Below are 23,989 nucleotides of genomic sequence, written 5' to 3'. Positions count from 1 at the left end.
ATGACAGGTTTTGTAAAATAAAATAGAGGATTTTTGGCTTAGGCTAATTTTTCTTTTCATTTACAGTAAAATATATGAATCCACAACATGTGTAGAACTGTTGCGGTTTTTCTTTTCATAACTATAAAAGATAAGGATTTGTTAACGGGTAATGAATATGGAATGGTTGGAACAATTATTAGGAAAAGAGTGGAGTCTTGTACCGGCTGGTGGAGTAACGGGCGATGCATATATTGCGCAAAACGGACAACAGAAGTTATTTTTAAAGCGGAATACATCGCCCTTTTTAGCGGTATTGTCAGCAGAAGGAATTGTTCCAAAATTACTTTGGACAAGAAGGGTAACGAATGGTGATGTAATTTCTGCTCAAAAATGGCTTCCGGGACAGAAGCTAGAGCCAGAAGATATGAAACTAGAACGTGTTGCGAAACTTTTGAAGAAAATACACTCCTCTAAAGCGCTTGTACAGATGATTCAAAGACTTGGGAAGCAGCCGCTTCACGCACAAGAGTTATTACAACAACTGCAACTCGTTTTAAGAGGAGATATAAGGGATGATGAAACAATTCAGCAAGGCCTTCAATATTTAATGGATTCATTAAAAGCTATTGAATACAATGAATTCGTTGTATGCCATTGTGATGTAAACCATAACAACTGGCTATTGTCGGATGAAGATGAATTGTTTTTAATTGATTGGGATGGAGCTGTAATTGCTGACCCAGCTCTAGACCTCGGTATGTTATTATATTGGTACATTCCGCGCCAGGAGTGGAGTGAGTGGCTCGGTTATTATGATATTGAAATGGATGAATCGCTGCTTAGGCGTATGAGATGGTATGTGATAGCACAAACGATTTTGTCTATTCAATGGCATACAACAAAAAAACAGCAAGCAGAAGCTGAATATTGGCATCAATATTTACAGCAACTACTTGCTTCAGAATAATACTTAAGAAAAATTGTCCATTCCAGCAATCCACTGAGTAAGTTGTTCTTGATTATTGGAAATATGGTTGTCCAAATTAGAGGAAGATTTACCCGATTGACTATAAGAATATACATCGTTTAGCATTGTTTTAGCGTCACTACTTATATTATCGTTTGCGAGTAACGATTGAATGAGGCGCTCTAATTGCTCGCATTCTGAAACTGTCCCGCAGCAATCACTTTGGTGGTTGACTAAAATATCTTTCAGCACTTCTAATTGATGTTGTTGATTAATTGGCATGAACGGATCATCCTTTCGATTGTTTTTCTCTTCAAATGTAAGAGAAAAAGCTGTTTCGTCATGGAATGTTTAATGCTGTATGTAGTTTTTATCAAAATGGTACATCTTATACTTGAAAGAAACGGACCGAGTGCTCGTACGTACTTGGTTTTTTGTTTGGTAGATTGATTAAAAAAGAAAGAAGGAATTATTCCTTTAAAATAGCTATGTAAAGAGAGGGAAACATCTATGCGTTTAAGACATAAACCGTATGCAATGGATCGAATTAATGAATATTCACATATCGTAATCGGAAACCCAGAGGAGCGCGCTGGTAGCTGGAAAGAAGTATTTGGAAACGAACAACCAATTCACATTGAAGTAGGTACAGGTCGTGGCCGCTTCATGTATGATATGGCAAAAGCGAATCCACATATTAATTATATTGGAATTGAAAAATTCACAAGTGTTGTTGTAGATGCACTTGATAAATTAATTGAAGAAGAATTACCAAACTTAAAGTTAATTAATAAAGATGCTGAAGATTTAACAGTTTTCTTTGCGAAAGGTGAAATTGATCGCGTTTATTTAAACTTCTCAGATCCATGGCCAAAGAAACGTCATACGAAGCGTCGTTTAACGTATAAAACATTTTTACGTAATTACGAAGAAGTGTTAGTAGAAGGCGGAGAAATTCATTTCAAAACAGATAACCAAGGTCTATTTGAATATTCTCTTATGAGTATGGCTGAGTATGGTATGTTACTAACGTACTTAAGCTTAGATCTTCATAACAGCGACTTTGAAGGTAACATCATGACTGAATACGAAGAGAAATTCTCTAGTAAAGGTCATCGTATTTACCGAGTTGAAGCAAAATATCGTACAGAGCCTATGCAGTAATGCATAGGTTTTTTTACATCTAAAATAATCAGAATTTTATGTTAAGATTAATTGAAAGGGGGATGTGTAATGGAACAGTTACAAATTGGAGATATAAAAGTAACGTGGTTAAAAGGCGGGAATACACATTTAGACGGGGGAGCGATGTTTGGTGTTGTGCCGAAAGTACTTTGGTCACGTAAGTATAAACATAATGATACAAATCATATTTATTTACGAACAGATCCGTTACTTTTGCAAACGAAAGACGGAAATATGCTCATTGATTCCGGAATAGGAAACGGTAAATTGAATGAGAAGATGAAGCGGAATCAAGGTGTAACAGAAGAATCATCGGTTTATGAATCATTAGAAAAACTAGGATTAAAGCCAGAAGATATTCACTATGTTTTAATGACGCACCTTCATTTTGATCATGCATCTGGTTTAACAAAATGGGAAGGTGATCACCTTGTACCAGCGTTTCCGAACGCGAAAGTTTACGTAAGTGAAACAGAGTGGAATGAAATGAGGAACCCAAATATTAGATCCCGTAATACATATTGGAAGGAAAATTGGGAGCCGATTGTAGATCAAGTTGTTACGTTCCAGCAAGAAATAGAAATTACAGATGAAATAAAAATGGCGCATACAGGTGGTCATAGTGATGGACATGCAGTTATTGCTTTAGAAAGCCATGGGGAAACGATGCTTCATTTAGCAGACCTATTACCGACGCACGCACATCAAAATGTATTATGGGTAATGGCATACGACGATTATCCGATGACCTCGATTGAAAATAAGCAAAAGTGGATGAAGTATGGTGCTGAAAAAGAGGCATGGTTTACGTTTTACCATGACGCATATTATCGCGCTGTGAAGTGGAATGAGGAAGGGCATATCGTAGAAAAAATAGAACGGAAAACGAGTATAGAAGCATAAAAATAGGAGGTTGTTCCATCATATTTATTGGAGCAGCCTCTTTTTTATTGTCGGGTTTTGTCGGTAAGTCGATATATTTAAACAAACGCTGATATAAATTGAGTTGCGCCGATATAATTGGGAAATCGCTGATATAAATTGAGTTGCGCCGATATATTCGGAAAATCGCTGATATAATTTTAATCAATACCCGCAATTTCAAAAAAATAAGAGGTTCACCTAATGGGAACCCTCCTTTTTATGCTGCTATAACCTCTAAAACAGTACCTGTTTTAGCATCAACTAAAAATTCAAATCGTTCTTGTATATCATTTAACATTGTTGTAAGACCGCCGCGATAAACTTCATATGCGACATCATATTTTTCAAATGTCTCTGGAACCATATGTACCCAAGAGCCAGTAATTTCACCTTTATGACTTAATGCTTGTTTCACCATTTTCAATGCTTTTTCTGAAGAAATATGGGATTGTTCTTGTACTTTGTTTGCAACGAGATAACCAGCTGCGAACCCAACGCCAAGACCTGCTACTAAACCTTTCCAGCTCATATATTCACCTCAATTCTATAAAATAAAAATAGTGTACCGATAATAATTATAAAGCAAATACAGCTAAAAAAGAAGAAACTAGAAACATTTCGAAAATTTCGTTACAATAAAAGGGGTATTCTACTAAGGTTTGAAAGAAGGGGACTTCGTGAATAAAGAGACATTACAATTATTTCGTACGTTAACAGAATTACAAGGTGCATCAGGTTTTGAACATGATGTACGCCGTTTTATGAAACAAGAATTAAGCAAATATGCAGATGAAATTGTACAAGACGGTTTAGGGAGCGTATTTGGTCTGAAAAAAGGGGACGAAACTGGCCCGCGTGTTCTTGTAGCAGGTCATATGGATGAAGTAGGTTTCATGATTACGCAAATTACGAAAAACGGAATGCTTCGTTTTCAAACGTTAGGCGGATGGTGGAGTCAAGTTTTATTAGCACAGCGTGTACAAGTTATGACGAAGAATGGTCCTGTTATTGGGGTTGTTGGTTCTATTCCTCCTCATTTATTAAGTGACGCGCAACGTGCAAAACCGATGGATATAAAAAATATGTTAATTGATATAGGTGCAGATAGTTATGAAGATGCGATTGAAATTGGTGTAAAACCAGGACAACAAATCGTGCCGATTTGCCCATTCACGCCGATGGCAAACGAAAAGAAAATTATGGCGAAAGCTTGGGACAACCGTTACGGATGTGGTCTTGCAATCGAATTGTTAAAAGAATTAAAAGATGAAACATTACCAAATACATTATATTCTGGTGCTACTGTACAAGAAGAAGTAGGCCTCCGCGGAGCACAAACAGCTGCAAATATGATTCAACCAGACATTTTTTATGCGCTTGATGCAAGTCCAGCAAACGATGCATCTGGTGACAAAACGCAGTTCGGTCAATTAGGAAAAGGTGCTCTTCTTCGTATTTATGATCGCACGATGGTAACACATAGAGGAATGCGCGAATTCATTTTAGATACAGCAGAAACAAACAACATTCCGTACCAATACTTTATTTCACAAGGTGGTACAGATGCGGGCCGTGTACATACAAGTAACTCTGGTATCCCATCAGCAGTAATTGGTGTTTGTGCACGCTACATTCATACACATGCTTCAATTTTACATGTTGATGATTATGCAGCGGCGAAAGAATTAATTACGAAGCTTGTAAGAACAACAGATAAAACGACGTTAGAGACAATTAAGAATAACGCGTAGAGAAGAAGGGCGAAAAACCCTTCTTTTTTTAGGTTGAATAGATGACCCAGCGATGAGTGGTGGCGGTTAGTGCCTAATGGGTGCTCGAATGATGTATTAAGACCGCGGGTAGGAAGAAAGAAGAAGCCTGTTTTTGTGTTTAGGACCAGTAATATTGTAGAAAGCGACCTTCTTTTATGGGGAGAAGGAATTCCCTGATGGTGTGTGGTAGTGGTTGGTACTTAATTTGTGCCGAAGCGGATATTAGAATAGAATGATGAATTTTTATAGAGGTGAACGAAATGAAAGTAGTAGTTGGATCGAAGAATAAAACGAAGGTTGGCGCTGTGGAGAAGGTTTGGAAAGATGCTGAAATTACATCTCTTTCTGTTCCGTCAGGAGTATCAGCTCAGCCTTTCTCAGATGAAGAGACGATGCAAGGAGCGATCAATAGAGCGAAGCGAGCGCTAGAGGACGGAGAAGCTCCAATTGGGATTGGGCTAGAAGGCGGCGTAATGAAAACGGAGCACGGTTTATTTATGTGTAACTGGGGCGCGCTAGCAACAAGTGATGGGAAAGTATTTGTGGCCGGAGGAGCGCGTATTACGTTACCAGACGATTTTTTAGCACCTCTTGAAGATGGTAAGGAATTAAGCGAAGTGATGGAAGAGTTTGTGCAGCGAAAAGATATTCGTAGTCACGAAGGTGCGATCGGTATTTTTACAGATGATTATGTCGACCGTACGGAATTATTTGTACACGTTGTTAAGTTGTTAGTTGGGCAATATAAGTATGACAAAAAGCAAGCATAAACCTTGCACCGTGCGCGATGTATGGTAGTATAAAAGAAAGATTATAACATGAAAAATGTACCCGTTAGAGGAGGAAATATAGATGAAGTCATTAGAAAGCATGGAGCAATTCCAACAGTTAAAAAATGAAGAGAATGTAGTCTTTATGTTCTCAGCAGAATGGTGCCCAGACTGCCGCTTTGTAGACCCATTTATGCCAGAAGTAGAAGAGAAATATAGTGATTTCTCATTTTACTATGTAGATCGCGATGAGTTTATTGATCTATGCGTAAAATTAGACGTATTTGGCATTCCGAGCTTTGTAGCGTACAATAAAGGTGAAGAAACTGGTCGCTATGTAAACAAAGATCGTAAAACACAAGAACAAATCGAAGAGTTCATTGAAGGTTTAAAATAAGGCAATTTGCCAATTGAATTGTAAAACAACCTCTACCTTCGCGGGGGAGGTTATTTTTTTGGAAGGGAGGAAAAAGAGATGAAGATGACAAGTAAAAAGATGAAAGATGAGTTAATAAAGAAATTATCTCGCCCAGAATGGGACTTTCAGTATGATAGTGAGAAAGAAGTTTTACGTATTGAACAAAAAGACTCCAAAAAAGGTATTAACGTATCGCTTCCAGGAGTTGTGGCAAAATGGGAAGTGAACAAAGAAAAGGCAATTGAAGAAGTTGCTTATTACGTACAAGAAGCGCTAATTGCGATGCATAAAGAAGAAAATAGCGGAGCGAAAATTTTACCTGTTATTCGCTCTACTTCTTTCCCGAAACAAGCAGAAGAAGGAAATCCGTTTATTATGACGGATCATACGGCGGAAACACGTATTTACTATGCGTTAGATTCGAATAAAACGTATCGACTAATTGACGAGCGTCTATTACAAAAATTAGAACTTACAGAACAGCAAGTGCGTGAAATGGCATTATTCAACGCACGCTCATTAGGTTATGAATTTAAACAAGACACAGTAGCGGGGAATACATTCTACTTTTTAAACACAAATGATGGGTATGACGCGACTCGTATTTTAAACGAATCGTTACTACAATCGATGCGTGAAAAGATTTCTGGTGACATGGTTGTTGCTGTTCCTCACCAAGATGTATTAATTATTGCTGATATCGTCAACGAAATCGGTTATGATATTATTGCACAAATGACAATGAAATTTTTTGCCGAAGGGCATGTTCCGATTACATCACTTTCATTCGTATATGAAGATGGAGAATTTGAACCAATCTTTATTTTAGCGAAAAATCGGAAGAAGACAGATGGAAAAGAGAAAGGATGAACGAAGTGAACGTTTTTTACAACCTTGAAGGAATTGGTGACACTTTAATTGTTGCCTTACAAGATATTACTTTAGAGAACCGTACTTTTGATCGCAAAGGAGATGTTGCACGCGTATACGATCGTGAAAGCAACGAGACAGCAGGATTCAACATCTTTAATGCATCTTCTTACTTAGAAGTAAAAGAAACAGGCAACCTTACATTAACGAAAGAGCTTGTAGAGAAAATCAACGAAATTTTAGCGAAGAATGGCTTTGAAGAAACAGTAGAAGCAGATCTTTCTCCGAAATTTGTTGTAGGCTATGTAGCTGAAAAAGAAAAGCATCCAAATGCTGATAAGCTAAACATCTGTAAAGTAGAAATCGGTACAGAAACATTACAAATCGTATGTGGCGCACCAAACGTTGATGCAGGACAAAAAGTTGTCGTTGCAAAAATTGGTGCTGTAATGCCAAGCGGTATGTTAATTAAACCAGCAGAACTTCGCGGTGTTCCTTCTTCTGGAATGATTTGCTCTGCACGTGAATTAGAGCTTCCAGACGCTCCACAAGAGAAAGGTATTCTTGTATTAGAAGATAGCTTTGAAGTTGGACAAGAGTTTAAATTTTAATTGATATAAGAAAAGAGAGGGTGTCCTTTTGGACAGCCTCTCTTTTCTTGTCATTCTTTGTCGGTAAATCGAAATTTCGTGTTAAATCGTTGATATATTGAGAGTTGTGATAGATATATTTAAAAAATCGTTAATATGATAAGGATGTCACCTTTTTTCTTAAAATCTATATTGTATTTTATAAACAATCTAGTTAAAATTTAGAAAAGTAGAAGGGGATAGAAGTATGAAACAGCAACCAAAAATCGCAGAACTTCTAAAACGAATTGAAACTTCAAAACAGCAAGATGTTGAGCTAGGTACTTATGAAATATATTTGTTTAGTGAAAGTGAATTAGAAAAAGGACAAATCGGTTACCGATACGATAAACATAAAAATTCATTAATAAGTGAAGAACACGGAAAATGGAAAGAAGAATGGATTACAATTGGATATGAAACGGATATGGGCGATCCAGTTTTCGTAAATATAGATGATGACGCTTATCCGCTTTATACTGCAGAACGTGGTACAGAAAAATGGCAACCAGTTTATATTGGAAATATAGATGAGATTATAGGGCAATTATAAGAAAAACTTTGAATCCGGTGCAAAGTGATGGGAGAGAAGTATGAAGTATATAAAAATAATGAGCATGATTGCATTCATTGGAATATATATGGCCGGTTGTTCACAAGGGCAGCCGAAAAAAGAAACTACATCTTCTATACAAGAGAAAAACAAAGATACCAAAGAAGACGCACCGGTAGAAAAGCAGCAAGAGCAAGAAAAGAACGAAGAATCGCAAGCAATTCAAACGAATGAGCAAGTAGAACATAAGCAAGAGGAAGTATCATCTGATGAAAAGAAAGAAGAAACTACGCCAGTGCAGCCGACTGAGCAACCAGTGCAAAATAATGAACAAAAAGTAGAGAGTAATGAAAAACAAGAGAAGTTTCTCGTCGTTATTGATCCAGGGCATCAACAAAAAGCGAATTTAAATTTAGAGCCGATTGGACCAGGGGCAACAACGCAAAAATATAAAGTGACAGACGGTACAACAGGTGTTGTGACGAAAAAGAGAGAGGCTGTACTTGTATTAGAAATGGCTTTTTTATTAAAAGAAAAGCTTGAAGCAAAAGGGATACAAGTATTAATGACGAGAACATCACAAGACGTTGATATAAGTAATAAAGAAAGGGCGACATTCGCAAATAATCATAAGGCTAATTTATTTTTACGTCTTCATGCAGATGGTTCTGAAAATCCAAACCAAAGTGGATTCGCTGTATTGACGCCGGCAGAAGGAAGTCCGTATACGAAAGAGATTTATGCGGAAAGTCTTCAAATCTCTCAAACGATTGTAAATAAAATGAGAGAGAATCAACAAGTGAAAGTGAATGGAATTAAATTCAGGGATGATCTTTCTGGATTTAATTGGTCCAAAGTACCTGGTGTACTATTAGAACTTGGGTTTATGTCAAATCCTGAAGAAGATAAAAAATTATCTGACTCGCAGTATGTAAATTCCTTGTTGCAAAGTGTAACGGATAGTGTAGATGAATATCGGAAGAGTAAAGCTTAAACGCAGTCTTACATGAAAGACTGCGTTTTTTTATATGAAAACACTCGTAAATTAGAATATTATGGATAAATATGACATGCTTAATTTTACCTGCACTTTTTGCCGAATGCTGATACAATAAAGGATGTTACTATTTAGTAGAAAGAGTGGTAAGCATGTTAGATTGGATGAAAAAGCTGTTTAACAAAGAGGAAGAACAAACAGCGATGAATAAAGAAGTACCAAAGCAAATTGAAAGTCAGCCGAAAATTCCTCGTGTAAACCACTACACTGAAGCAAGAGAAGCACAAATGGCAAGTAGGAATGCAGGTAAATGCCGTTTTCCTTTAGTACCGGATAATGGGTTCGATGAAGAGGATGAAAGCGAAGTAAATCGCTTCGAAGAACAACCTGTTCAAGGAGTAACATATGAAGAACCGACTGCCCAAAGAGGAATAAAGGTGGAAAGAAGCAGACGACCGTATGTGGAAAAGGTAGTTTCTACATATGAAGAGCCGGAAGTGCAATATGAACCGGTGCGGGAGTCTGTCGTAAAGAAAGCATCTACACCAGCGCAAGAGAGTAACCGTAGACCATTTCGGCCAACAGAAATGATTTCGCCAATTTATGGATATAATCGTCCTTCAGTAGAGAAAAAGGAAGAAAAGCAGGAGGAAGTAAAGGAAAGAGAAGACCTTGAAATATCTGTAGAGGGTAAATCAGTCGTTGATGCATGGTTAGAGAAAAAAGGATATACATTATCTGATTTCTCAGAAGGACAAGCACCAACTTCTTCTAGTCATAGAGCTGCTAACCAGCAAGGAGAGCAACAATATGAAGAGAATAAAAAGGAAGAAAAGTCAGTAGTTGATCAATGGCTAGAGAAAAACGGTTATGAAATTGAACGCCAAGTGCCTTTAGTAGAAGAAAAAGAAGTGATTCAAGAAATGAGTACACCGCAGGAAGTTTCAGCGGATGAATTACTTCATAAAACAGTAGCTGAGCAGATGGAAAGTGCTAAGCTAGAAAAAGATGTAGTGGTGTTAAACGAAAACAATCTACAAGAAGAATTAGTAGCTTCTAAAGTAGAGCACGAGGATACAATATTATCAGAAGAAATTAAACGTAATACAGAAATAAAACAACCTACTATTGAAGTAGAAAAGCAAGCTCCAGAAGAATCAGTGATTGTCAAAGCAGAAGAAAAACTTGAAGAAACAATCATTGTGGAAATACCAGAAGAAGTGTCAAAAGTAGAAGTAATTGCAGAAACGGAAGAGTTTGAAGAAGTAGTTATGGAAACAGAGGCACCTGAAGAAGTGGAAGTAATTACAGAAACAGAAGAGTCAGAAGAAGCTGAAGTAATTACAGAAACAGAAGAGCTAGAAGAAGCTGAAGTAATTGCGGAAACAGAAGAGCTAGAAGAAGTGGAAGTAATTACAGAAACAGAAGAGTCAGAAGAAGTGGAAGTAATTACAGAAACAGAAGAGTCAGAAGAAGTAGAAGTAATTGCGGAAGCAGAAGAGTCAGAAGAAGCTGAAGTAATTGCAGAAATAAACGCGCCTGTAGTAGAGACATTTGTAGCACTTGAGGAAATTCAGCAAGAAGATGAAGCAATTGAACAAAAGAGTGAATTCATACATGTTGCTGAGGCTGATGAACAAACGAAGAAAGATGTTCAAAGCTTTGCGGATGTTTTAATTGCAGAAGAACAACCAGTTGTAGAAGAAGCGCCAGTCGCAGAAGAGCAACAAGTTGTAGAAGAAGCACCGGTCGTAGAAGAGCAATCAGTTGTAGAAGAAGCGCCAGTCGTAGAAGAACAACCAGTTGCCGAGGAAACACCAGTCGCAGAAGAACAACCAGTTGTACAAAAAGAAGAACCAAAACGTGAGAAAAAGCGTCATGTACCATTTAATGTTGTTATGTTGAAACAAGATAGAACACGATTAATGGAAAGACATGCAGCTAGAGCAAATGCAATGCAGCCTTCTGCTAATGTACGAGTAGAGAATAAGCCAGTGCAACAAGAGGTAGCAGAACCACAAGTGGAAGAACGCCCAGTGCAGCAAGTAGTAGCAGAACCACAAGTGGAAGAGCAACCAATGCAGCAAGTAGTAGCAGAGCCACAAGTGGAAGAACAACCAATACAGCAAGTAGTGGTAGAGCAAGTACAAAAGCCAATTTCAAGTACGGAAGTACAAGAGAAAGCATATGTTGTAAATCAAAGAGAGAACGATATGCGAAATGTATTGCACACACCACCGACATACACTGTTCCGCCATTAGCGCTGTTGTCGATTCCACAGCAATCAGCGTTAGATAATACAGAATGGTTAGAGGAGCAGAAAGAATTATTAGATACAACGTTTAATAATTTTCACGTTGGAGCACATGTTATTAATGTATCGCAAGGGCCAGCAGTAACTCGTTTTGAGGTGCAGCCAGACCCAGGTGTGAAAGTAAATAAAATTACAAATTTAAGTGATGATATTAAGTTAAGTTTAGCTGCGAAAGATATTCGTATTGAAGCGCCAATTCCAGGGAAGAGTGCGATTGGAATTGAAGTTCCAAATAAAGAAAGTAAGCCAGTATTTCTTCGCGAAATTTTAAGAAGTCCTGTATTCACAAAGAGTGAATCACCGCTTACTGTTGCGCTGGGGCTTGATATTTCAGGGGATCCAATTGTAACGGATATTCGAAAAATGCCGCACGGACTTATTGCGGGGGCGACGGGTTCAGGTAAAAGTGTGTGTATTAACGCGATTTTAACGAGTATTTTATATAAAGCGAAACCACATGAAGTGAAGTTAATGTTAATTGATCCGAAGATGGTTGAGCTTGCACCATACAATTCTGTTCCACATCTTGTAGCACCTGTTATTACGGATGTAAAAGCAGCGACAGCTGCATTAAAATGGGCAGTTGAGGAAATGGAACGCCGTTATGAATTGTTTGCGCATGCTGGTGCTCGTGATTTAACTCGCTACAATACGATTGTAAGTGAGCGAGAAATTCCAGGAGAGACATTACCTTATATCGTTATTGTCATTGACGAGTTAGCCGATTTAATGATGGTAGCACCTGGTGATGTTGAGGAAGCGATTTGTCGTATTGCGCAAAAAGCACGTGCTTGTGGTATTCATTTATTAGTAGCAACGCAGCGTCCATCTGTAGATGTTATTACAGGTTTAATTAAGTCAAATATTCCAACGCGTATTGCGTTTACTGTATCATCTCAAGTTGATTCGCGTACGATTATTGATATTGGGGGCGCGGAGAAATTACTTGGCCGTGGTGATATGTTATTCTTAGGGAACGGTACATCTAAGCCAGTTCGTGTACAAGGTGTATATGTATCGGATGATGAGATTGAAAAAACAGTTGATCATGTGAAAAAGCAAATGAAGCCGAATTATTTATTTAAGCAAGAGGATTTATTAGCGAAAACAGAACAAGCTGAGTCGGAAGACGAATTGTTCCTTGATGCATGTCAATTTGTTGTAGAACAAGGGGGAGCGTCCACATCTTCTGTACAGCGAAAATTCCGCATCGGTTATAATCGCGCGGCACGTCTCATTGAAGAGATGGAATCGCAAGGAATTATTTCTGAAGGTAGAGGAACGAAACCGAGAGATGTCCTTATTTCTGAGGATGAATTTGCCGCTATGCAGGAAACGAATGTATAGTAAACGATTTTGCTGTATACTAAGAGAAAATGTTGGATAGTAAAGTAGGGAGTAAAGCGACATGAAAGAAATTGAATTAAAATTAAAAGGTGAAATAAATAGACTAACAAATAAAACATTTAAATTTGACGAACGTGTTGGAGAAGGGTGGTTCTCTGCCGTTTACTTTTTAAAGACTAGAGAAATCATCGAAGAATTTCGCCCGAAAAGTGTTGTAACGATGCAATTTTTCCAAAAGGAAAATGCAGTTCTTTGCGGAACGGATGAAGTAATTGCATTGCTACAAACATTCGCTAAAAATCCTGAGGAACTTGAGATTAACTCTTTAAAAGATGGCGATAAAATTAGTCCATTTGAAACAGTGTTAACAATTCATGGTCCTTATGAAAATTTCGGATTTTTAGAAGGTGTCATTGATGGGATTTTAGCTCGTCGTACATCGGTTGCGACAAACGTATATAACGTTGTCCAAGCTGCGCGTAGCGTAGATAAAGAAAAACCAGTTATTTTCATGGGAGATCGTGACGATCATTATACACAACAAGCTGGTGACGGTTATGCAGCATACATCGGAGGTATGAGCGCACAAGCGACGCATGCGATGAATGAATGGTGGGGCAAAAGTGGTATGGGGACGATGCCTCACGCATTAATTCAAATGTTTAATGGTGATGTTGTAGAAGCGGCAAAAGCATATCATAAGAAATTCCCAGAAGATGAATTAGTTGTATTAATTGATTACAACAATGATGTCATTACAGATGCACTTCGCGTAGCGCGTGAATTTGGATCAACATTAAAAGGTGTACGTGTAGATACGTCCCGCACGATGATTGATCAATACTTCATTCGCCACCCAGAAGTACTTGGAACATTCGATCCACGTGGTGTAAACCCATCGCTTGTATTCGCACTTCGTAAAGCACTTGATGAAGAAGGATTCCAGCATGTAGACATCGTTGTAACTGGTGGATTTGATGAGAAGCGTATTCGTGAATTTGAAGCTCAAAACGTACCTGTTGACATATACGGGGTAGGAAGTAGCTTATTAAAAATGAATATTGGCTTTACTGGTGATAATGTAGAATTAAATGGGAAACCAGAAGCAAAAGCTGGTCGTAAATATCGTCCAAACCCACGTTTAGAGCGTGTTCAATTAGAAAAAAGAGAAGAGATGTAAAAGAGAGAAAAACTGATAGGTGATTGACCCTATCAGTTTTTCTGTTATCATAGTATAGCGGCTTCTTTTTTGCTATAATGGACTTGTTATGGATATATAAAGAAGTACGTACGAGTTTATCCTGATAAGTGAAGGGAAGAATAACTTCACTACATCAAAAATGTATGATGATTACCAAAATAAGAAAAGATTCATATACTGTCTTATAGATAGGCCGTTGTATTAGTTCGAAATGTTGGAGGTTCTTTAAGATGACAGTTTACCATTTTGTAGGAATTAAAGGAACAGGAATGAGTTCATTAGCGCAAATTCTTCATGATATGAAGCATACTGTTCAAGGGTCTGATTATGAAAAGCGTTTCTTTACACAAACAGCGTTGGAAAAGCGTAGTATCTCGATCCTTCCTTTTGATAAGAATAATGTAGAAGAAGGACAAGTGATTATTGCAGGAAATGCATTTCCTGATACGCATGAAGAAATCGTAGCAGCAAAAGAATTAAACATCCCAGTCCATCGTTACCATCATTTCTTAGGTGACCTGATGAGCCAATACACAAGTGTTGCTGTAACTGGTGCACACGGAAAAACATCAACAACAGGTTTGTTAGCCCATGTAATGCAAGGTGCACACCCAACATCTTACCTTATTGGAGATGGAACAGGGCATGGGGTAGAAAATAGTAAGTATTTTGTATTTGAAGCTTGTGAGTATCGTCGTCATTTCTTGTCTTATAATCCAGACTATGCAATTATGACGAATATTGATTTTGATCATCCAGATTATTTTGCAGACATCAATGATGTATTCAGTGCATTCCAAGAGATGGCATTGCAAGTGAAAAAAGGCATTATTGCATGTGGAGATGATGAAGAACTTCAAAAAATTCAAGCGAAAGTACCTGTTATTTTCTATGGATTTGGAGAAGATAATGATTTCCAAGCACGCAACATCCAAAAGAGAACAGATGGTACTATTTTTGATGTATTCGTTCGTAATACGTACTATGACACGTTCAAAATTACAGGATACGGCAATCACAGCGTATTAAATGCATTAGCAGTAATTGCACTTTGCCATTATGAAAATGTTGATGTAGAAGCAGTTAAGCATCAGCTAACAACTTTTGAAGGCGTAAAACGTCGCTTTAATGAAAAGCCGATGGGAGAGCAAGTGATTATCGATGACTACGCACACCATCCGACAGAAATTAATGCAACGATTGAAGCAGCTCGTCAAAAACATCCAGAGCGTGAAATTGTCGCTGTATTCCAGCCACACACATTCTCACGTACAGAAAAGTTCTTAGATGAGTTCGCAGAAAGCCTAAGCAAAGCTGATCAAGTATACTTATGTGATATTTTCGGATCAGCACGCGAAAACAAAGGTGAATTAACAATCGAAGATCTGCAAAAGCGTATTGACGGTGCAGAACTAATTACAGATACAACAACGGATGTATTAAAGAAACATAAAAACGGCGTTCTAATTTTCATGGGCGCAGGAGACATCCAAAAATTCGAAGCAGCTTACGTAAAAGAAGTTCAAGTTGCAGAGAAGTAATAGGAAAGACGCATAGCTTGGCTATGCGTCTTTTTTTGTTGTCGTGGTTGTGCATTAATGTTGAAACGTCTATATATATGGAGTTGTGTTCGATATATTTCAAAAATCGTTGATATATTGGTACGTGTTTTGAAATATAAGTGTTAGAATAATAAGAAAACTAAAAAGGGGACTAAAAAACATGTTCACACTTCGAGTAGACGATGAAATCGAATTACAGTTATTAGAGAAGCATCATAAGGAGGAACTATATCAATTAATAGACCAAAACCGTAATCATTTACGAAGATGGCTTCCTTGGGTAGATGGGACCAAATCTGCTGATGCGTATGATGAGATTTGTCCGATGTGGTTAAAGAAGTTTGCAGAGGGAGACGGTTTTGAAAGTGGTATCCGTTACAAAGGAAAGCTCGTTGGGATGGTAGGCATTCACCCAGTAAGTTGGGGGAAGAAAGCGGCAAGTCTTGGATATTATCTTGCAGAAGATGCTGGCGGGAAAGGTATTATGACGCGTAGTGTGAAGGCTGTACTTCACTATGCATTTGAGAATTTAAAATTAAATAAAATGGAAATTAGATGCGGTGTTGAAAATGTGAAAAGCCGCGCTATTCCAGAACGTTTAGGATTTAAGTTAGATGGCATTTTAAGAGATGATGAATGGCTATATGATCATTTTCACGATATCGCTGTATATAGTTTACTAGCTTCAGAGTGGAAGGAGATTCGATGAACGAGAAGATATGCATTATTCCGTATGAAAGTACGTTTCAAGAGGAAGTAGTAGATCTTATCGTTCATATTCAGCAAAAAGAGTATAATGTTTCAATTACGAAAGAAGAGCAACCTGATTTACTTGAAATAGAAACATTCTATCAAAAGGATCAAGGAAACTTTTGGGTAGCAATTTATGATGGGAAAGTAGTTGGAACAGTAGCTTTATTAGATATTGAGAATCATCAAGTAGCGTTAAGAAAAATGTTCGTGAAGAAAGAGTTTCGCGGAAAAGAATGGGGCGCATCACATATGTTGCTTCAAACAGCAATTTCATGGGCTGAGGATAAAAAATTGAAAGATATTTACTTAGGAACAACAGTAAAATTTTTAGCGGCACATCGTTTTTATGAAAAGAATGGTTTTGAAAGTGTGAGTATAGACGAGTTGCCGAAAAACTTTCCGGTGCTACAGGTAGATAAGAAATTTTATAGGTACATTGTGTAAAAGGTCATTTAGAAATGGCCTTTTTCTATGAAGCAAAATGGAAATAGTAGTATAATTTGGGTTAGGGGGTGTAGGTATGAACTTTCCAATTCAAAGAAGTAAGTCAGTAGTCATTTTCGTTTGTCTTACGTTAGCGTTTATGTTTATATATCCAATTGTCATGCTTTTCACCAATAAAGCGCATTGGATGTCAGCGTTGATTGGGATGGGTTTATGCTTCATTGTAAATGTACCACTCGTTTGGGAAGTATTTATTAAAAAACATAAAGTAGAAAATGGCGTATTAAAGTACGGTATTTTAAATGATGATATTGTATTAAAAGATGTGAGAATTATACGTCAGGTCGGAAAGTCTCTTGAAATTACGACGAATGCATATAAAGTACATATGGTTGCGATGCCGCAAAATATGGATGAATTCTTGGGGCTTATAGAGAAAGAAAATCCACATGTGAAAATAGAAATGGTAGGAAAGAAATAAAAACGCTCGGCGAAAATTCCGAGCGTTTTTATTATTATTTTAAGTTCTCTGGGTTTAAAGCTTCTAGTTCAGGTACAACGAAGCGTCCGTCTTTACGGATTAGTACGTCGTCGAAGTAAATTTCGCCGCCGCCGTATTCAGGGCGTTGGATGCATACTAAATCCCAGTGGATGTTCGAGTTGTTGCCGTTCCATGCATCGTCGTAAGCTTGTCCAGGAGTGAAGTGGAAGCTGCCATCGATTTTTTCATCGAATAGGATGTCTCCCATTGGATGTAAGATGTATGGGTTTACGCCAATTGCGAACTCACCAACGTAGCGTGCGCCTTCGTCTGTATCGAAGATTTTGTTAATGCGCTCTGTATCGTTTGCAGTTGCTTCAATGATTTGACCGTTCTCAAACTTAAGTTGTACATTTTCAAATGTATAACCGTTGTAAGGAGATGGTGTGTTGTAAGAAACTGTACCGTTAACAGAATCACGAACTGGTGCAGAGTATACTTCACCGTCTGGAATGTTTAAATGGCCTGAGCATTTAATTGCTGGAATGTCTTTAATAGAGAATGTTAAGTCAGTTCCAGGACCAGTTAAACGAACTTTATCTGTTTTATTCATTAATGTAACAAGGCTATCCATTGCCTTATCCATTTTACCGTAGTCTAAGTTACATACTTCGAAGTAGAAGTCTTCGAAAGCTTCTGTACTCATTTTAGCAAGCTGTGCCATAGAAGCATTTGGGTAGCGAAGAACAACCCAACGTGTTTTTGGAACGCGAATATCTCTATGAACTTTTTTACCAACTGTTTGGCCATGAACTTTCATACGCTCACTTGGAACGTCAGCTTGTTCATTAATATTATCGCCAGAGCGAAGACCGATATAAGCGTCCATGTCTTTCATTACGCTTGCTTCATATGCAGCGATTTGTTCGAAATGTTCTTCAGTAGCACCCATTAATAAAGAGCGATCTACTTGATGATCTTTTAAAGAGACGAATGGGAAACCACCAGCTGCATATGCTTCTTTTACAAGTGCAGTTACAAGTTCTTTTTGTAAGCCAAAGTTTTCAATTAATACTTTTTCACCTTTTTGTAAGCGGATAGAGTAGTTAATTAAATTGTATGCTAACTTTTCAATACGTGGATCTTTCATATGTAAAGCCTCCCTACTAATTATGTATCCTCTCCTATTGTAACCTACTTAGTGGAATTTGTTGAATGATTTATGTTACAGTTAACGAATAAGTATGAAAATTCTAATGATGAGATAGGGATTAGAATGAAACGGAAAATGATTGTATAATAGGGGAAAGTATGAAAAAGATAAAGGAAGTGATGAAATGCAAGTTCTTTTATATGTAAGTGCGGCTATTATCGCGGTTGCTTTCGCAGTATTAGTAGTGTATGTATGCAGAACGTTGTTATCGGTTCAGAAGACGTTGGAAAACGTTGCAAGCACGTTAGAAGGTTTAGAAAAGCAAATGCAAGGAATTAGCGTAGAGACAGAGCAATTATTACATAAAACGAATGCGTTAGCTGATGATATTCAACAGAAGTCACAGTCATTAAATAAAGTGGTAGCGGGTGTAGATGGGATTGGAACGACAATCCAATCTTTAAATACGAAGCTTCGTAATGTATCAGACTCTGTAACGGACGAAATTGAAAATAACGCTGATAAAGTAGCGCAAGTTGTACAGTGGAGCAGTGCGGCGATTGAAGTATACAATCATTACCGTGCGTCGAGACAAGAGAAGAAGGTTGAAAAAGAAGAGCGTAAATTAGAAAGAATTGAGAAAAAAGCTGAAAAGAAAGAGAAGCGCTCTAGATTTCGTATGAGAGGTGAATCGTGATGAATATGACAAAACTTGAAACAATTGAAGAGCTTGAAGTCTTAGTAGAAAAGAATGAGCCGTATGTGCTTTTTAAACATAGTACGACATGCCCGATTAGTCACGGTGCATACACAGAATTTCAAGCGTATTGCAGTGAAGAAAGAGAAGTGCCAGCGTATTACTTATACGTACAAGATGCGAGAGATGTGTCAAATCGTGTTGCAGAACAATACAGTATTAGACATGAATCACCGCAAGTGCTATACATAAAAGATGGGATGGTAGTATGGAATACATCTCATTGGAATATTAAAAAAGATGCTTTAGAAGAGAATATAAAGTAAAAAGAAGCAAGCTAAAGGTGCTTGCTTCTTTTTTTTGTTTTTGTTGAAATATATTTAGTGGTACACTATTAATAGTTCAAACTAAATAACTAGATTGTTGAAAGTAGGTTTTAAGTAATGAAGAAAATGGCATTATCCTTCGCAGTCGTAAGTTTATTACTGGGAGCTTGTAGTAACAATAGTAATACGATTAGTAAGAAGGATGAAGTTATACAAAAAGATACAAAAGAAAAAAGTATGATTCCGAGAACTGCTGTTTCTAAAGATTATTATAGAACTGTTATTCCTTTAAAAGAACAAAAGGTTATTAATACAGCTAATATAAAAACAAATTCTAAATTAGATTTAGCAGAGTATGAAAATGGTTTAATAAATATTGCAACGCAGCAATTTGATACAGAGAGTCACGTACTGCAATTAAACCAGTATATTCCAGAGAAACTAATTGATGAATTAGTTGCGAAAGTAGAAGCGCCAGTTTTGACGAATATTATAGAACAAGACTATTTCGGAAAACAGAATTCAAATGAATTAAGTTTATCTGGTGTTATGATTGGCTTAGCTATGTCTTCAAGTGTATCGAATGAAGAGGCTATGTCTAAAGGGACTGAAGTTGCTAAACAACTTATTGAAGCTATTAACAAAAATGATAAGTATAACAAATCTCCAATTACGTTTGCTATCTTTAAGCAAGAAAGTACTAGTTCTTTAAAAAATGGTACGTATATTGCTAGTGCTACTGTTCAAAAGAATGATACGAACCTTGGAAATTGGAGTACAATTGATGAAAAGTCGTATTCATATCCTTCTGATGAATTTACACAAGCACATGGAGAAGATAATACAAAAATAAATAACTTTGCTAAGGAAATAAAAGGTTTTTCTAATGGAGATTTTATTCCAGTCAACGCTAAAGTTTCTTATAAGAAAGATCAAATGGATACATTAAATATGAATATTGTTATTAAATATAACGGTAAAACAGAATTAATGGCTCTTACCCAATTGGCTGCGCAAGGTATGTTAGACAAATTGCCTAAAGATGCGAAAGTACAATTACAGATCAAGTCCGAAAGTAAAATCGAGGCTGTGATTATAAAAGAGAAAAACAGTGATAAACCGTTTGTTTCCTTCTTGTAAAAAAGACAGTATGTAAACTGTCTTTTTTTATTTTAAATGAAAATATACAACGTTTTTTGATGGTAATTCATTGCTGTATATCGTGTGACAATCGTATATGTATCAGCTATAATAAGTTATCTTAAAAAAGTAACATATAGGAATTTGAAAGAGGTGGCTTTCTTATGGCATCACAACAATTAGGTCGTTTACGTTCTGAAATTGATCAACTTAATTTACAAATATTAGAGTTACTAAACGAAAGAGGTCGTCTCGTACAAGAAGTTGGTAATTTAAAAGAAGTACAAGGTGTGAAACGTTTTGATCCTGTACGTGAAAGAAATATGCTGGATTTAATTGCAGAGAATAATAATGGTCCATTTGAAACTTCGACTTTACAACATATTTTCAAACAAATTTTTCAAGCTGGTTTAGAATTACAAGAAGATGATCATCGTAAAGCATTACTTGTTTCTCGTAAGAAAAAAACAGAAGATACGATTGTTGAAATTAATGGTGAAAAAATTGGTGACGGAAATCAGCATTTTATTATGGGACCGTGTGCAGTGGAAAGTTATGAACAAGTACGTCAAGTTGCTGAAGCAATGAAAGAGCAAGGTCTGAAATTAATGCGTGGTGGTGCGTTCAAACCACGTACTTCACCGTATGATTTTCAAGGTCTTGGATTAGAGGGATTACAAATTTTGCGCCAGGTAGCAGATGAATATGATTTGGCTGTTATTAGTGAAATTTTAAATCCGAATGATATTGAGATGTCATTAGATTACGTTGATGTTATTCAAATTGGTGCTCGCAATATGCAAAACTTTGATTTGCTAAGGGCAGCTGGTGCTGTAAATAAACCAGTATTATTAAAACGTGGTCTATCAGCAACGATTGAAGAATTCATTAATGCGGCAGAATATATTATGGCAAAGGGAAATGGGAACATTATTTTATGTGAACGAGGTATTCGCACGTATGAAAGAGCGACGCGTAATACGCTTGATATTTCCGCTGTGCCGATTTTAAAGAAAGAAACACATTTACCTGTCGTTGTCGATGTAACGCATTCTACAGGGCGACGTGACCTTCTCTTACCAACTGCAAAAGCAGCGATGGCAATTGGTGCAGATGCAATTATGGCTGAAGTACATCCAGATCCAGCTGTAGCTTTATCAGATGCGGCGCAGCAAATGAATATACCGCAGTTCAATGATTTTATGAATGAATTAAAATCATTTGGAAGTAAATTATAAAAACTTTTAATGAGCTGTTCCAAAAAGGGATTTTGGAACAGCTTTCTCTTATTGTATAGCGACTGTCATTGTCGATTTTTGTTGGTAAGTTGATATATTAAAAAAATCGCTGATATAATTAGAGTTGCGGTCGATATATTTGGAAAATCGCTGATATATTTCGAGTTATAGTCGATATATTCGAAAAATCGCCGATATAAATTTCATTTACTATCGTACTGCTTAAAATAAGATTTCTACTTAGGAAACATCTATTTTTTTACAAAAAATGCCCTTTTTTCATAAAAAATACGAAAATACGAGAAAAGAAGCGAATTTTTTCGAAACTTTTGCGGGAAAATATTGTATGAGCCTGCGTTTTTATCGTATCATTAGTAAAAGGAAGAACTCGGGACGATTGGTGGCATCTGCAAATAGAGTTGATGTCTTTTTTTCATTCAAGTAACCGATACATAAAAATAGATAACAAAAATAGAAGGAGTGTGCGATGAGATGAACGTAACAATCTATGATGTAGCGCGCGAAGCAAACGTTTCAATGGCTACCGTATCTCGTGTTGTGAACGGTAACCCAAATGTAAAGCCTACAACAAGAAAGAAAGTATTAGAAGCAATTGATCGTTTAGGATACCGCCCGAATGCGGTAGCACGTGGACTAGCAAGTAAGAAGACAACTACAGTAGGTGTTATTATTCCTGATATCTCAAATACGTTTTATGCAGAACTTGCACGTGGAATTGAAGATATCGCAACAATGTACAAATATAACATCATTTTAAGTAACTCTGATCAAAACAAAGAGAAAGAGTTCCATTTATTAAATACGATGCTTGGAAAACAAGTGGACGGAATTGTTTTCATGGGTGAAGATATTACAGACATTCACATTGAAGAATTTAAAAAATCTCCAGTACCAATTGTATTAGCAGCGTCATTTGATGAGCAAAATGAAACGCCATCAGTAAATATTGATTATACACAAGCAGCTTATGATGCAATGAAGCACTTTATCGAGCAAGGACATAAACGTATCGGTTTCGTCTCTGGTCCTTTCATTGATAAAGCGGGAAGCGCGAAGAAGTTACAAGGTTATAAAAAAGCTTTAGAAGAAGCAGGTATTTCATATGATGAAAATCTTGTAATCGATGGAGATTACACATATGACTCAGGTATTGAAGCATTCGAAAAGCTTTGGAGCAATGATGAAAAGCCAACAGCAATCTTCGTGTCTTCTGATGAAATGGCACTAGGTGTAATCCATGCAGCACAAGACGCTGGATTAAACGTACCAACTGACGTAGAAGTACTTGGTTTCGATAATACACGTCTTGCATTAATGGTTCGTCCGCAGCTTTCAACAGTTGTTCAACCGATGTATGATATCGGTGCAGTAGCAATGCGTTTATTAACAAAGTATATGAACAAAGAAAAAGTGGAAGATCACACTGTTATATTACCTCACCGTATCCAATTTAGAGATTCAACGAAGTAAGTATAAAAAAGCTCACAGCATTTGCTGTGAGCTTTTTTTCGGATTCAGGATAGTATTTTTGTACGACTGTATCCACCGCTTTATTTTTCTTAACGTGTAAAAATCTTGCGTACAATTCTTTTCCAGTTTCAAAGGGGGTATCGTCTAATTCAAACACATGCAACACTTTTCGAAACGTCCACGTTACTTGCTCATCGTACATATTATCGTACGTATCTTCAGATTGCATAGCAATTTTTTTACCAAGTTCGTGAGCATCCTCTAAACTGTTTGCTTTAACAAGAATAATGCTTTCTTCAAAAAGTGTATTGTGATTCTCTTCATAATGCCCATCAATTTTCGTAGAATTAGGCTCACTAGAATGAACAGACTCAAACAATAATTTTACAGCGTACATATTATGCTGTATGTTTCACTTTATAAATAATACTTGCGACAAGCGAAGCAGGTATTGTAAATACGTTACTTTGATAATGGTAATGTACTTGGGATTCTTCATAAGACATATTGTCATATAGTTCGTTTTGTGAGACATTCATTTTTTTCTGTTTTTCTTTGAGCATTTTAATGTAGTTGTACTGTATTGGGACGAGAATGATGAAATAAGCTAATACGATTAGTGAAATCCAAATCATTATGAACACTCCCTTATAAAGAATATTTCTATATAACAATTATATCAATAAAAAGAAAAAATAACCATTTTTTTTGTTGGAGCTAATTTTCTTCTAAAAATGCGAACAGTTCCTTTTGGTTCTGTCTCTTATACACATC

At 36.9% G+C, this 23,989-nt stretch carries 26 protein-coding genes; 21 read left to right on the top strand and 5 right to left on the bottom strand.

The features are described from left to right. Window positions 1-151 precede the first annotated feature (151 nt). Window positions 152-949: a phosphotransferase family protein gene (locus ABWK52_RS01535; RefSeq protein ID WP_001986674.1), complete on the top strand. Its 798-nt coding sequence runs from the start codon at window positions 152-154 to the stop codon at window positions 947-949. Window positions 950-952: 3 nt separating this feature from the next. Here the strand turns inward: ABWK52_RS01535 and ABWK52_RS01530 are convergent, their stop codons facing one another. Beyond that, window positions 953-1,231, bottom strand: coding sequence for a YtzH-like family protein (locus ABWK52_RS01530; protein ID WP_001122235.1), 279 nt, complete (start codon window positions 1,229-1,231; stop codon window positions 953-955). A gap of 228 nt (window positions 1,232-1,459) precedes the next feature. Between ABWK52_RS01530 and trmB the strand changes: the two genes are divergently transcribed. Together trmB and ABWK52_RS01520 are read left to right on the top strand one after the other, a co-directional pair. Then, a complete protein-coding gene (gene trmB, locus ABWK52_RS01525) occupies window positions 1,460-2,113 on the top strand; it encodes a tRNA (guanosine(46)-N7)-methyltransferase TrmB (RefSeq protein WP_001239385.1) in 654 nt (217 codons plus the stop codon). 69 nt (window positions 2,114-2,182) lie between these two features. Then, complete coding sequence (locus ABWK52_RS01520) at window positions 2,183-3,037, top strand: YtnP family quorum-quenching lactonase (RefSeq protein WP_061654602.1); 855 nt, start codon at window positions 2,183-2,185, stop codon at window positions 3,035-3,037. 238 nt (window positions 3,038-3,275) lie between these two features. Here ABWK52_RS01520 and ABWK52_RS01515 read toward each other — a convergent pair whose 3' ends face one another. Further along, window positions 3,276-3,587, bottom strand: a complete 312-nt coding sequence (locus ABWK52_RS01515) for a PepSY domain-containing protein (RefSeq protein ID WP_000118543.1) — start codon at window positions 3,585-3,587, stop codon at window positions 3,276-3,278. A 148-nt stretch (window positions 3,588-3,735) separates the two neighbouring features. Between ABWK52_RS01515 and ABWK52_RS01510 the strand changes: the two genes are divergently transcribed. The 13 genes from ABWK52_RS01510 (at window position 3,736) to ABWK52_RS01450 (ending at window position 17,170) form a co-directional block, all read left to right on the top strand. Then, window positions 3,736-4,809 carry a M42 family metallopeptidase gene (locus ABWK52_RS01510; RefSeq protein ID WP_001031508.1) on the top strand — a complete coding sequence of 358 codons (1,074 nt, stop codon included), beginning with the start codon at window positions 3,736-3,738 and terminating at the stop codon, window positions 4,807-4,809. 281 nt (window positions 4,810-5,090) lie between these two features. Continuing rightward, window positions 5,091-5,600 (top strand): DUF84 family protein, encoded by a 510-nt coding sequence (locus ABWK52_RS01505; RefSeq protein WP_000869937.1) that lies wholly within the window; start codon window positions 5,091-5,093, stop codon window positions 5,598-5,600. An 82-nt stretch (window positions 5,601-5,682) separates the two neighbouring features. After that, entirely contained in the window at window positions 5,683-5,997 is a 315-nt protein-coding gene (locus ABWK52_RS01500) for a thioredoxin family protein (RefSeq protein WP_000838193.1), read from the top strand. A 78-nt stretch (window positions 5,998-6,075) separates the two neighbouring features. Beyond that, window positions 6,076-6,888, top strand: coding sequence for a DUF1444 domain-containing protein (locus tag ABWK52_RS01495; protein WP_000784588.1), 813 nt, complete (start codon window positions 6,076-6,078; stop codon window positions 6,886-6,888). Further along, on the top strand, window positions 6,885-7,499 hold the full coding sequence (ytpR, locus tag ABWK52_RS01490; protein WP_001006761.1) for a YtpR family tRNA-binding protein: 615 nt from the start codon (window positions 6,885-6,887) through the stop codon (window positions 7,497-7,499). The genes ABWK52_RS01495 and ytpR overlap by 4 nt, the downstream gene beginning before the upstream one ends. 226 nt (window positions 7,500-7,725) lie before the next feature. Then, window positions 7,726-8,070: a hypothetical protein gene (locus ABWK52_RS01485; RefSeq protein WP_000813343.1), complete on the top strand. Its 345-nt coding sequence runs from the start codon at window positions 7,726-7,728 to the stop codon at window positions 8,068-8,070. A gap of 40 nt (window positions 8,071-8,110) precedes the next feature. Next, entirely contained in the window at window positions 8,111-9,064 is a 954-nt protein-coding gene (locus tag ABWK52_RS01480) for an N-acetylmuramoyl-L-alanine amidase (RefSeq protein ID WP_141537343.1), read from the top strand. A gap of 155 nt (window positions 9,065-9,219) precedes the next feature. Then, the gene (locus ABWK52_RS01475) at window positions 9,220-12,729 is read left to right on the top strand and encodes a DNA translocase FtsK (protein ID WP_353771867.1); all 3,510 of its coding nucleotides are present in this window, start codon (window positions 9,220-9,222) and stop codon (window positions 12,727-12,729) included. Window positions 12,730-12,790: 61 nt separating this feature from the next. Further along, entirely contained in the window at window positions 12,791-13,909 is a 1,119-nt protein-coding gene (locus ABWK52_RS01470) for a nicotinate phosphoribosyltransferase (RefSeq protein ID WP_000658370.1), read from the top strand. 251 nt (window positions 13,910-14,160) lie between these two features. Continuing rightward, on the top strand, window positions 14,161-15,471 hold the full coding sequence (gene murC, locus ABWK52_RS01465) for a UDP-N-acetylmuramate--L-alanine ligase (RefSeq protein WP_000219468.1): 1,311 nt from the start codon (window positions 14,161-14,163) through the stop codon (window positions 15,469-15,471). Window positions 15,472-15,652: 181 nt separating this feature from the next. After that, window positions 15,653-16,201: a GNAT family N-acetyltransferase gene (locus ABWK52_RS01460; RefSeq protein WP_000494658.1), complete on the top strand. Its 549-nt coding sequence runs from the start codon at window positions 15,653-15,655 to the stop codon at window positions 16,199-16,201. Further along, the gene (locus tag ABWK52_RS01455; protein WP_098541195.1) at window positions 16,198-16,689 is read left to right on the top strand and encodes a GNAT family N-acetyltransferase; all 492 of its coding nucleotides are present in this window, start codon (window positions 16,198-16,200) and stop codon (window positions 16,687-16,689) included. Before ABWK52_RS01460 ends, ABWK52_RS01455 begins: the two co-directional genes overlap by 4 nt. Window positions 16,690-16,765: 76 nt before the next feature. Next, window positions 16,766-17,170 carry a PH domain-containing protein gene (locus ABWK52_RS01450; protein ID WP_001010629.1) on the top strand — a complete coding sequence of 135 codons (405 nt, stop codon included), beginning with the start codon at window positions 16,766-16,768 and terminating at the stop codon, window positions 17,168-17,170. 34 nt (window positions 17,171-17,204) lie between these two features. On the opposite strand, the gene ABWK52_RS01445 is transcribed toward ABWK52_RS01450, so the two are convergent. Next, window positions 17,205-18,320, bottom strand: a complete 1,116-nt coding sequence (locus ABWK52_RS01445; protein WP_098541193.1) for an aminopeptidase — start codon at window positions 18,318-18,320, stop codon at window positions 17,205-17,207. A 187-nt stretch (window positions 18,321-18,507) separates the two neighbouring features. Here ABWK52_RS01445 and ABWK52_RS01440 point away from each other — a divergent pair, with 187 nt between their 5' ends. From ABWK52_RS01440 to ccpA, 5 genes are all read left to right on the top strand, one after another. After that, window positions 18,508-19,020, top strand: coding sequence for a DUF948 domain-containing protein (locus ABWK52_RS01440; RefSeq protein ID WP_001197720.1), 513 nt, complete (start codon window positions 18,508-18,510; stop codon window positions 19,018-19,020). After that, window positions 19,020-19,346: a bacillithiol system redox-active protein YtxJ gene (gene ytxJ / locus ABWK52_RS01435; RefSeq protein WP_001057469.1), complete on the top strand. Its 327-nt coding sequence runs from the start codon at window positions 19,020-19,022 to the stop codon at window positions 19,344-19,346. The genes ABWK52_RS01440 and ytxJ overlap by 1 nt, the downstream gene beginning before the upstream one ends. Window positions 19,347-19,463: 117 nt before the next feature. Beyond that, window positions 19,464-20,486, top strand: coding sequence for a CamS family sex pheromone protein (locus ABWK52_RS01430; RefSeq protein WP_000738025.1), 1,023 nt, complete (start codon window positions 19,464-19,466; stop codon window positions 20,484-20,486). A 164-nt stretch (window positions 20,487-20,650) separates the two neighbouring features. Beyond that, window positions 20,651-21,724, top strand: a complete 1,074-nt coding sequence (locus ABWK52_RS01425; RefSeq protein WP_000168204.1) for a bifunctional 3-deoxy-7-phosphoheptulonate synthase/chorismate mutase — start codon at window positions 20,651-20,653, stop codon at window positions 21,722-21,724. A 492-nt stretch (window positions 21,725-22,216) separates the two neighbouring features. Then, window positions 22,217-23,215, top strand: a complete 999-nt coding sequence (gene ccpA, locus ABWK52_RS01420; protein WP_001103297.1) for a catabolite control protein A — start codon at window positions 22,217-22,219, stop codon at window positions 23,213-23,215. On the opposite strand, the gene ABWK52_RS01415 is transcribed toward ccpA, so the two are convergent. Together ABWK52_RS01415 and ABWK52_RS01410 are read right to left on the bottom strand one after the other, a co-directional pair. Beyond that, window positions 23,196-23,612, bottom strand: a complete 417-nt coding sequence (locus ABWK52_RS01415) for a DUF4288 domain-containing protein (RefSeq protein WP_050428231.1) — start codon at window positions 23,610-23,612, stop codon at window positions 23,196-23,198. The genes ccpA and ABWK52_RS01415 overlap by 20 nt on opposite strands. Before the next feature lies 1 nt (window position 23,613). Further along, entirely contained in the window at window positions 23,614-23,850 is a 237-nt protein-coding gene (locus ABWK52_RS01410; protein ID WP_098541191.1) for a DUF3949 domain-containing protein, read from the bottom strand. Window positions 23,851-23,989: the final 139 nt, after the last annotated feature.

Origin of the sequence: Bacillus sp. AP50, assembly GCF_040492675.1 — a bacterium.
Lineage (GTDB): Bacteria > Bacillota > Bacilli > Bacillales > Bacillaceae_G > Bacillus_A > Bacillus_A cereus.
The sequence above is the reverse complement of the archived record's forward strand: the minus strand, read 5'-3'. Positions and strand labels throughout refer to the sequence as shown.

What these genes read in the sequence shown, in the direction of transcription:
- ABWK52_RS01460 (WP_000494658.1), top strand. Translation starts at nt 15,653, where the DNA reads ATGTTCACACTTCGAGTAGACGATGAAATCGAATTACAGTTATTAGAG.
- ABWK52_RS01485 (WP_000813343.1), top strand. Translation starts at nt 7,726, where the DNA reads ATGAAACAGCAACCAAAAATCGCAGAACTTCTAAAACGAATTGAAACT.
- murC (WP_000219468.1), top strand. Translation starts at nt 14,161, where the DNA reads ATGACAGTTTACCATTTTGTAGGAATTAAAGGAACAGGAATGAGTTCA.
- ABWK52_RS01415 (WP_050428231.1), bottom strand. Translation starts at nt 23,612, where the DNA reads ATGTACGCTGTAAAATTATTGTTTGAGTCTGTTCATTCTAGTGAGCCT.
- ABWK52_RS01410 (WP_098541191.1), bottom strand. Translation starts at nt 23,850, where the DNA reads ATGATTTGGATTTCACTAATCGTATTAGCTTATTTCATCATTCTCGTC.
- ABWK52_RS01515 (WP_000118543.1), bottom strand. Translation starts at nt 3,587, where the DNA reads ATGAGCTGGAAAGGTTTAGTAGCAGGTCTTGGCGTTGGGTTCGCAGCT.
- ABWK52_RS01455 (WP_098541195.1), top strand. Translation starts at nt 16,198, where the DNA reads ATGAACGAGAAGATATGCATTATTCCGTATGAAAGTACGTTTCAAGAG.
- ABWK52_RS01535 (WP_001986674.1), top strand. Translation starts at nt 152, where the DNA reads ATGAATATGGAATGGTTGGAACAATTATTAGGAAAAGAGTGGAGTCTT.
- ytxJ (WP_001057469.1), top strand. Translation starts at nt 19,020, where the DNA reads ATGAATATGACAAAACTTGAAACAATTGAAGAGCTTGAAGTCTTAGTA.
- ABWK52_RS01530 (WP_001122235.1), bottom strand. Translation starts at nt 1,231, where the DNA reads ATGCCAATTAATCAACAACATCAATTAGAAGTGCTGAAAGATATTTTA.
- ABWK52_RS01505 (WP_000869937.1), top strand. Translation starts at nt 5,091, where the DNA reads ATGAAAGTAGTAGTTGGATCGAAGAATAAAACGAAGGTTGGCGCTGTG.
- ABWK52_RS01470 (WP_000658370.1), top strand. Translation starts at nt 12,791, where the DNA reads ATGAAAGAAATTGAATTAAAATTAAAAGGTGAAATAAATAGACTAACA.
- ABWK52_RS01495 (WP_000784588.1), top strand. Translation starts at nt 6,076, where the DNA reads ATGAAGATGACAAGTAAAAAGATGAAAGATGAGTTAATAAAGAAATTA.
- ABWK52_RS01520 (WP_061654602.1), top strand. Translation starts at nt 2,183, where the DNA reads ATGGAACAGTTACAAATTGGAGATATAAAAGTAACGTGGTTAAAAGGC.
- ABWK52_RS01480 (WP_141537343.1), top strand. Translation starts at nt 8,111, where the DNA reads ATGAAGTATATAAAAATAATGAGCATGATTGCATTCATTGGAATATAT.
- ytpR (WP_001006761.1), top strand. Translation starts at nt 6,885, where the DNA reads ATGAACGAAGTGAACGTTTTTTACAACCTTGAAGGAATTGGTGACACT.
- ABWK52_RS01430 (WP_000738025.1), top strand. Translation starts at nt 19,464, where the DNA reads ATGAAGAAAATGGCATTATCCTTCGCAGTCGTAAGTTTATTACTGGGA.
- ABWK52_RS01475 (WP_353771867.1), top strand. Translation starts at nt 9,220, where the DNA reads ATGTTAGATTGGATGAAAAAGCTGTTTAACAAAGAGGAAGAACAAACA.
- ABWK52_RS01500 (WP_000838193.1), top strand. Translation starts at nt 5,683, where the DNA reads ATGAAGTCATTAGAAAGCATGGAGCAATTCCAACAGTTAAAAAATGAA.
- ABWK52_RS01440 (WP_001197720.1), top strand. Translation starts at nt 18,508, where the DNA reads ATGCAAGTTCTTTTATATGTAAGTGCGGCTATTATCGCGGTTGCTTTC.
- ABWK52_RS01445 (WP_098541193.1), bottom strand. Translation starts at nt 18,320, where the DNA reads ATGAAAGATCCACGTATTGAAAAGTTAGCATACAATTTAATTAACTAC.
- trmB (WP_001239385.1), top strand. Translation starts at nt 1,460, where the DNA reads ATGCGTTTAAGACATAAACCGTATGCAATGGATCGAATTAATGAATAT.
- ccpA (WP_001103297.1), top strand. Translation starts at nt 22,217, where the DNA reads ATGAACGTAACAATCTATGATGTAGCGCGCGAAGCAAACGTTTCAATG.
- ABWK52_RS01425 (WP_000168204.1), top strand. Translation starts at nt 20,651, where the DNA reads ATGGCATCACAACAATTAGGTCGTTTACGTTCTGAAATTGATCAACTT.
- ABWK52_RS01450 (WP_001010629.1), top strand. Translation starts at nt 16,766, where the DNA reads ATGAACTTTCCAATTCAAAGAAGTAAGTCAGTAGTCATTTTCGTTTGT.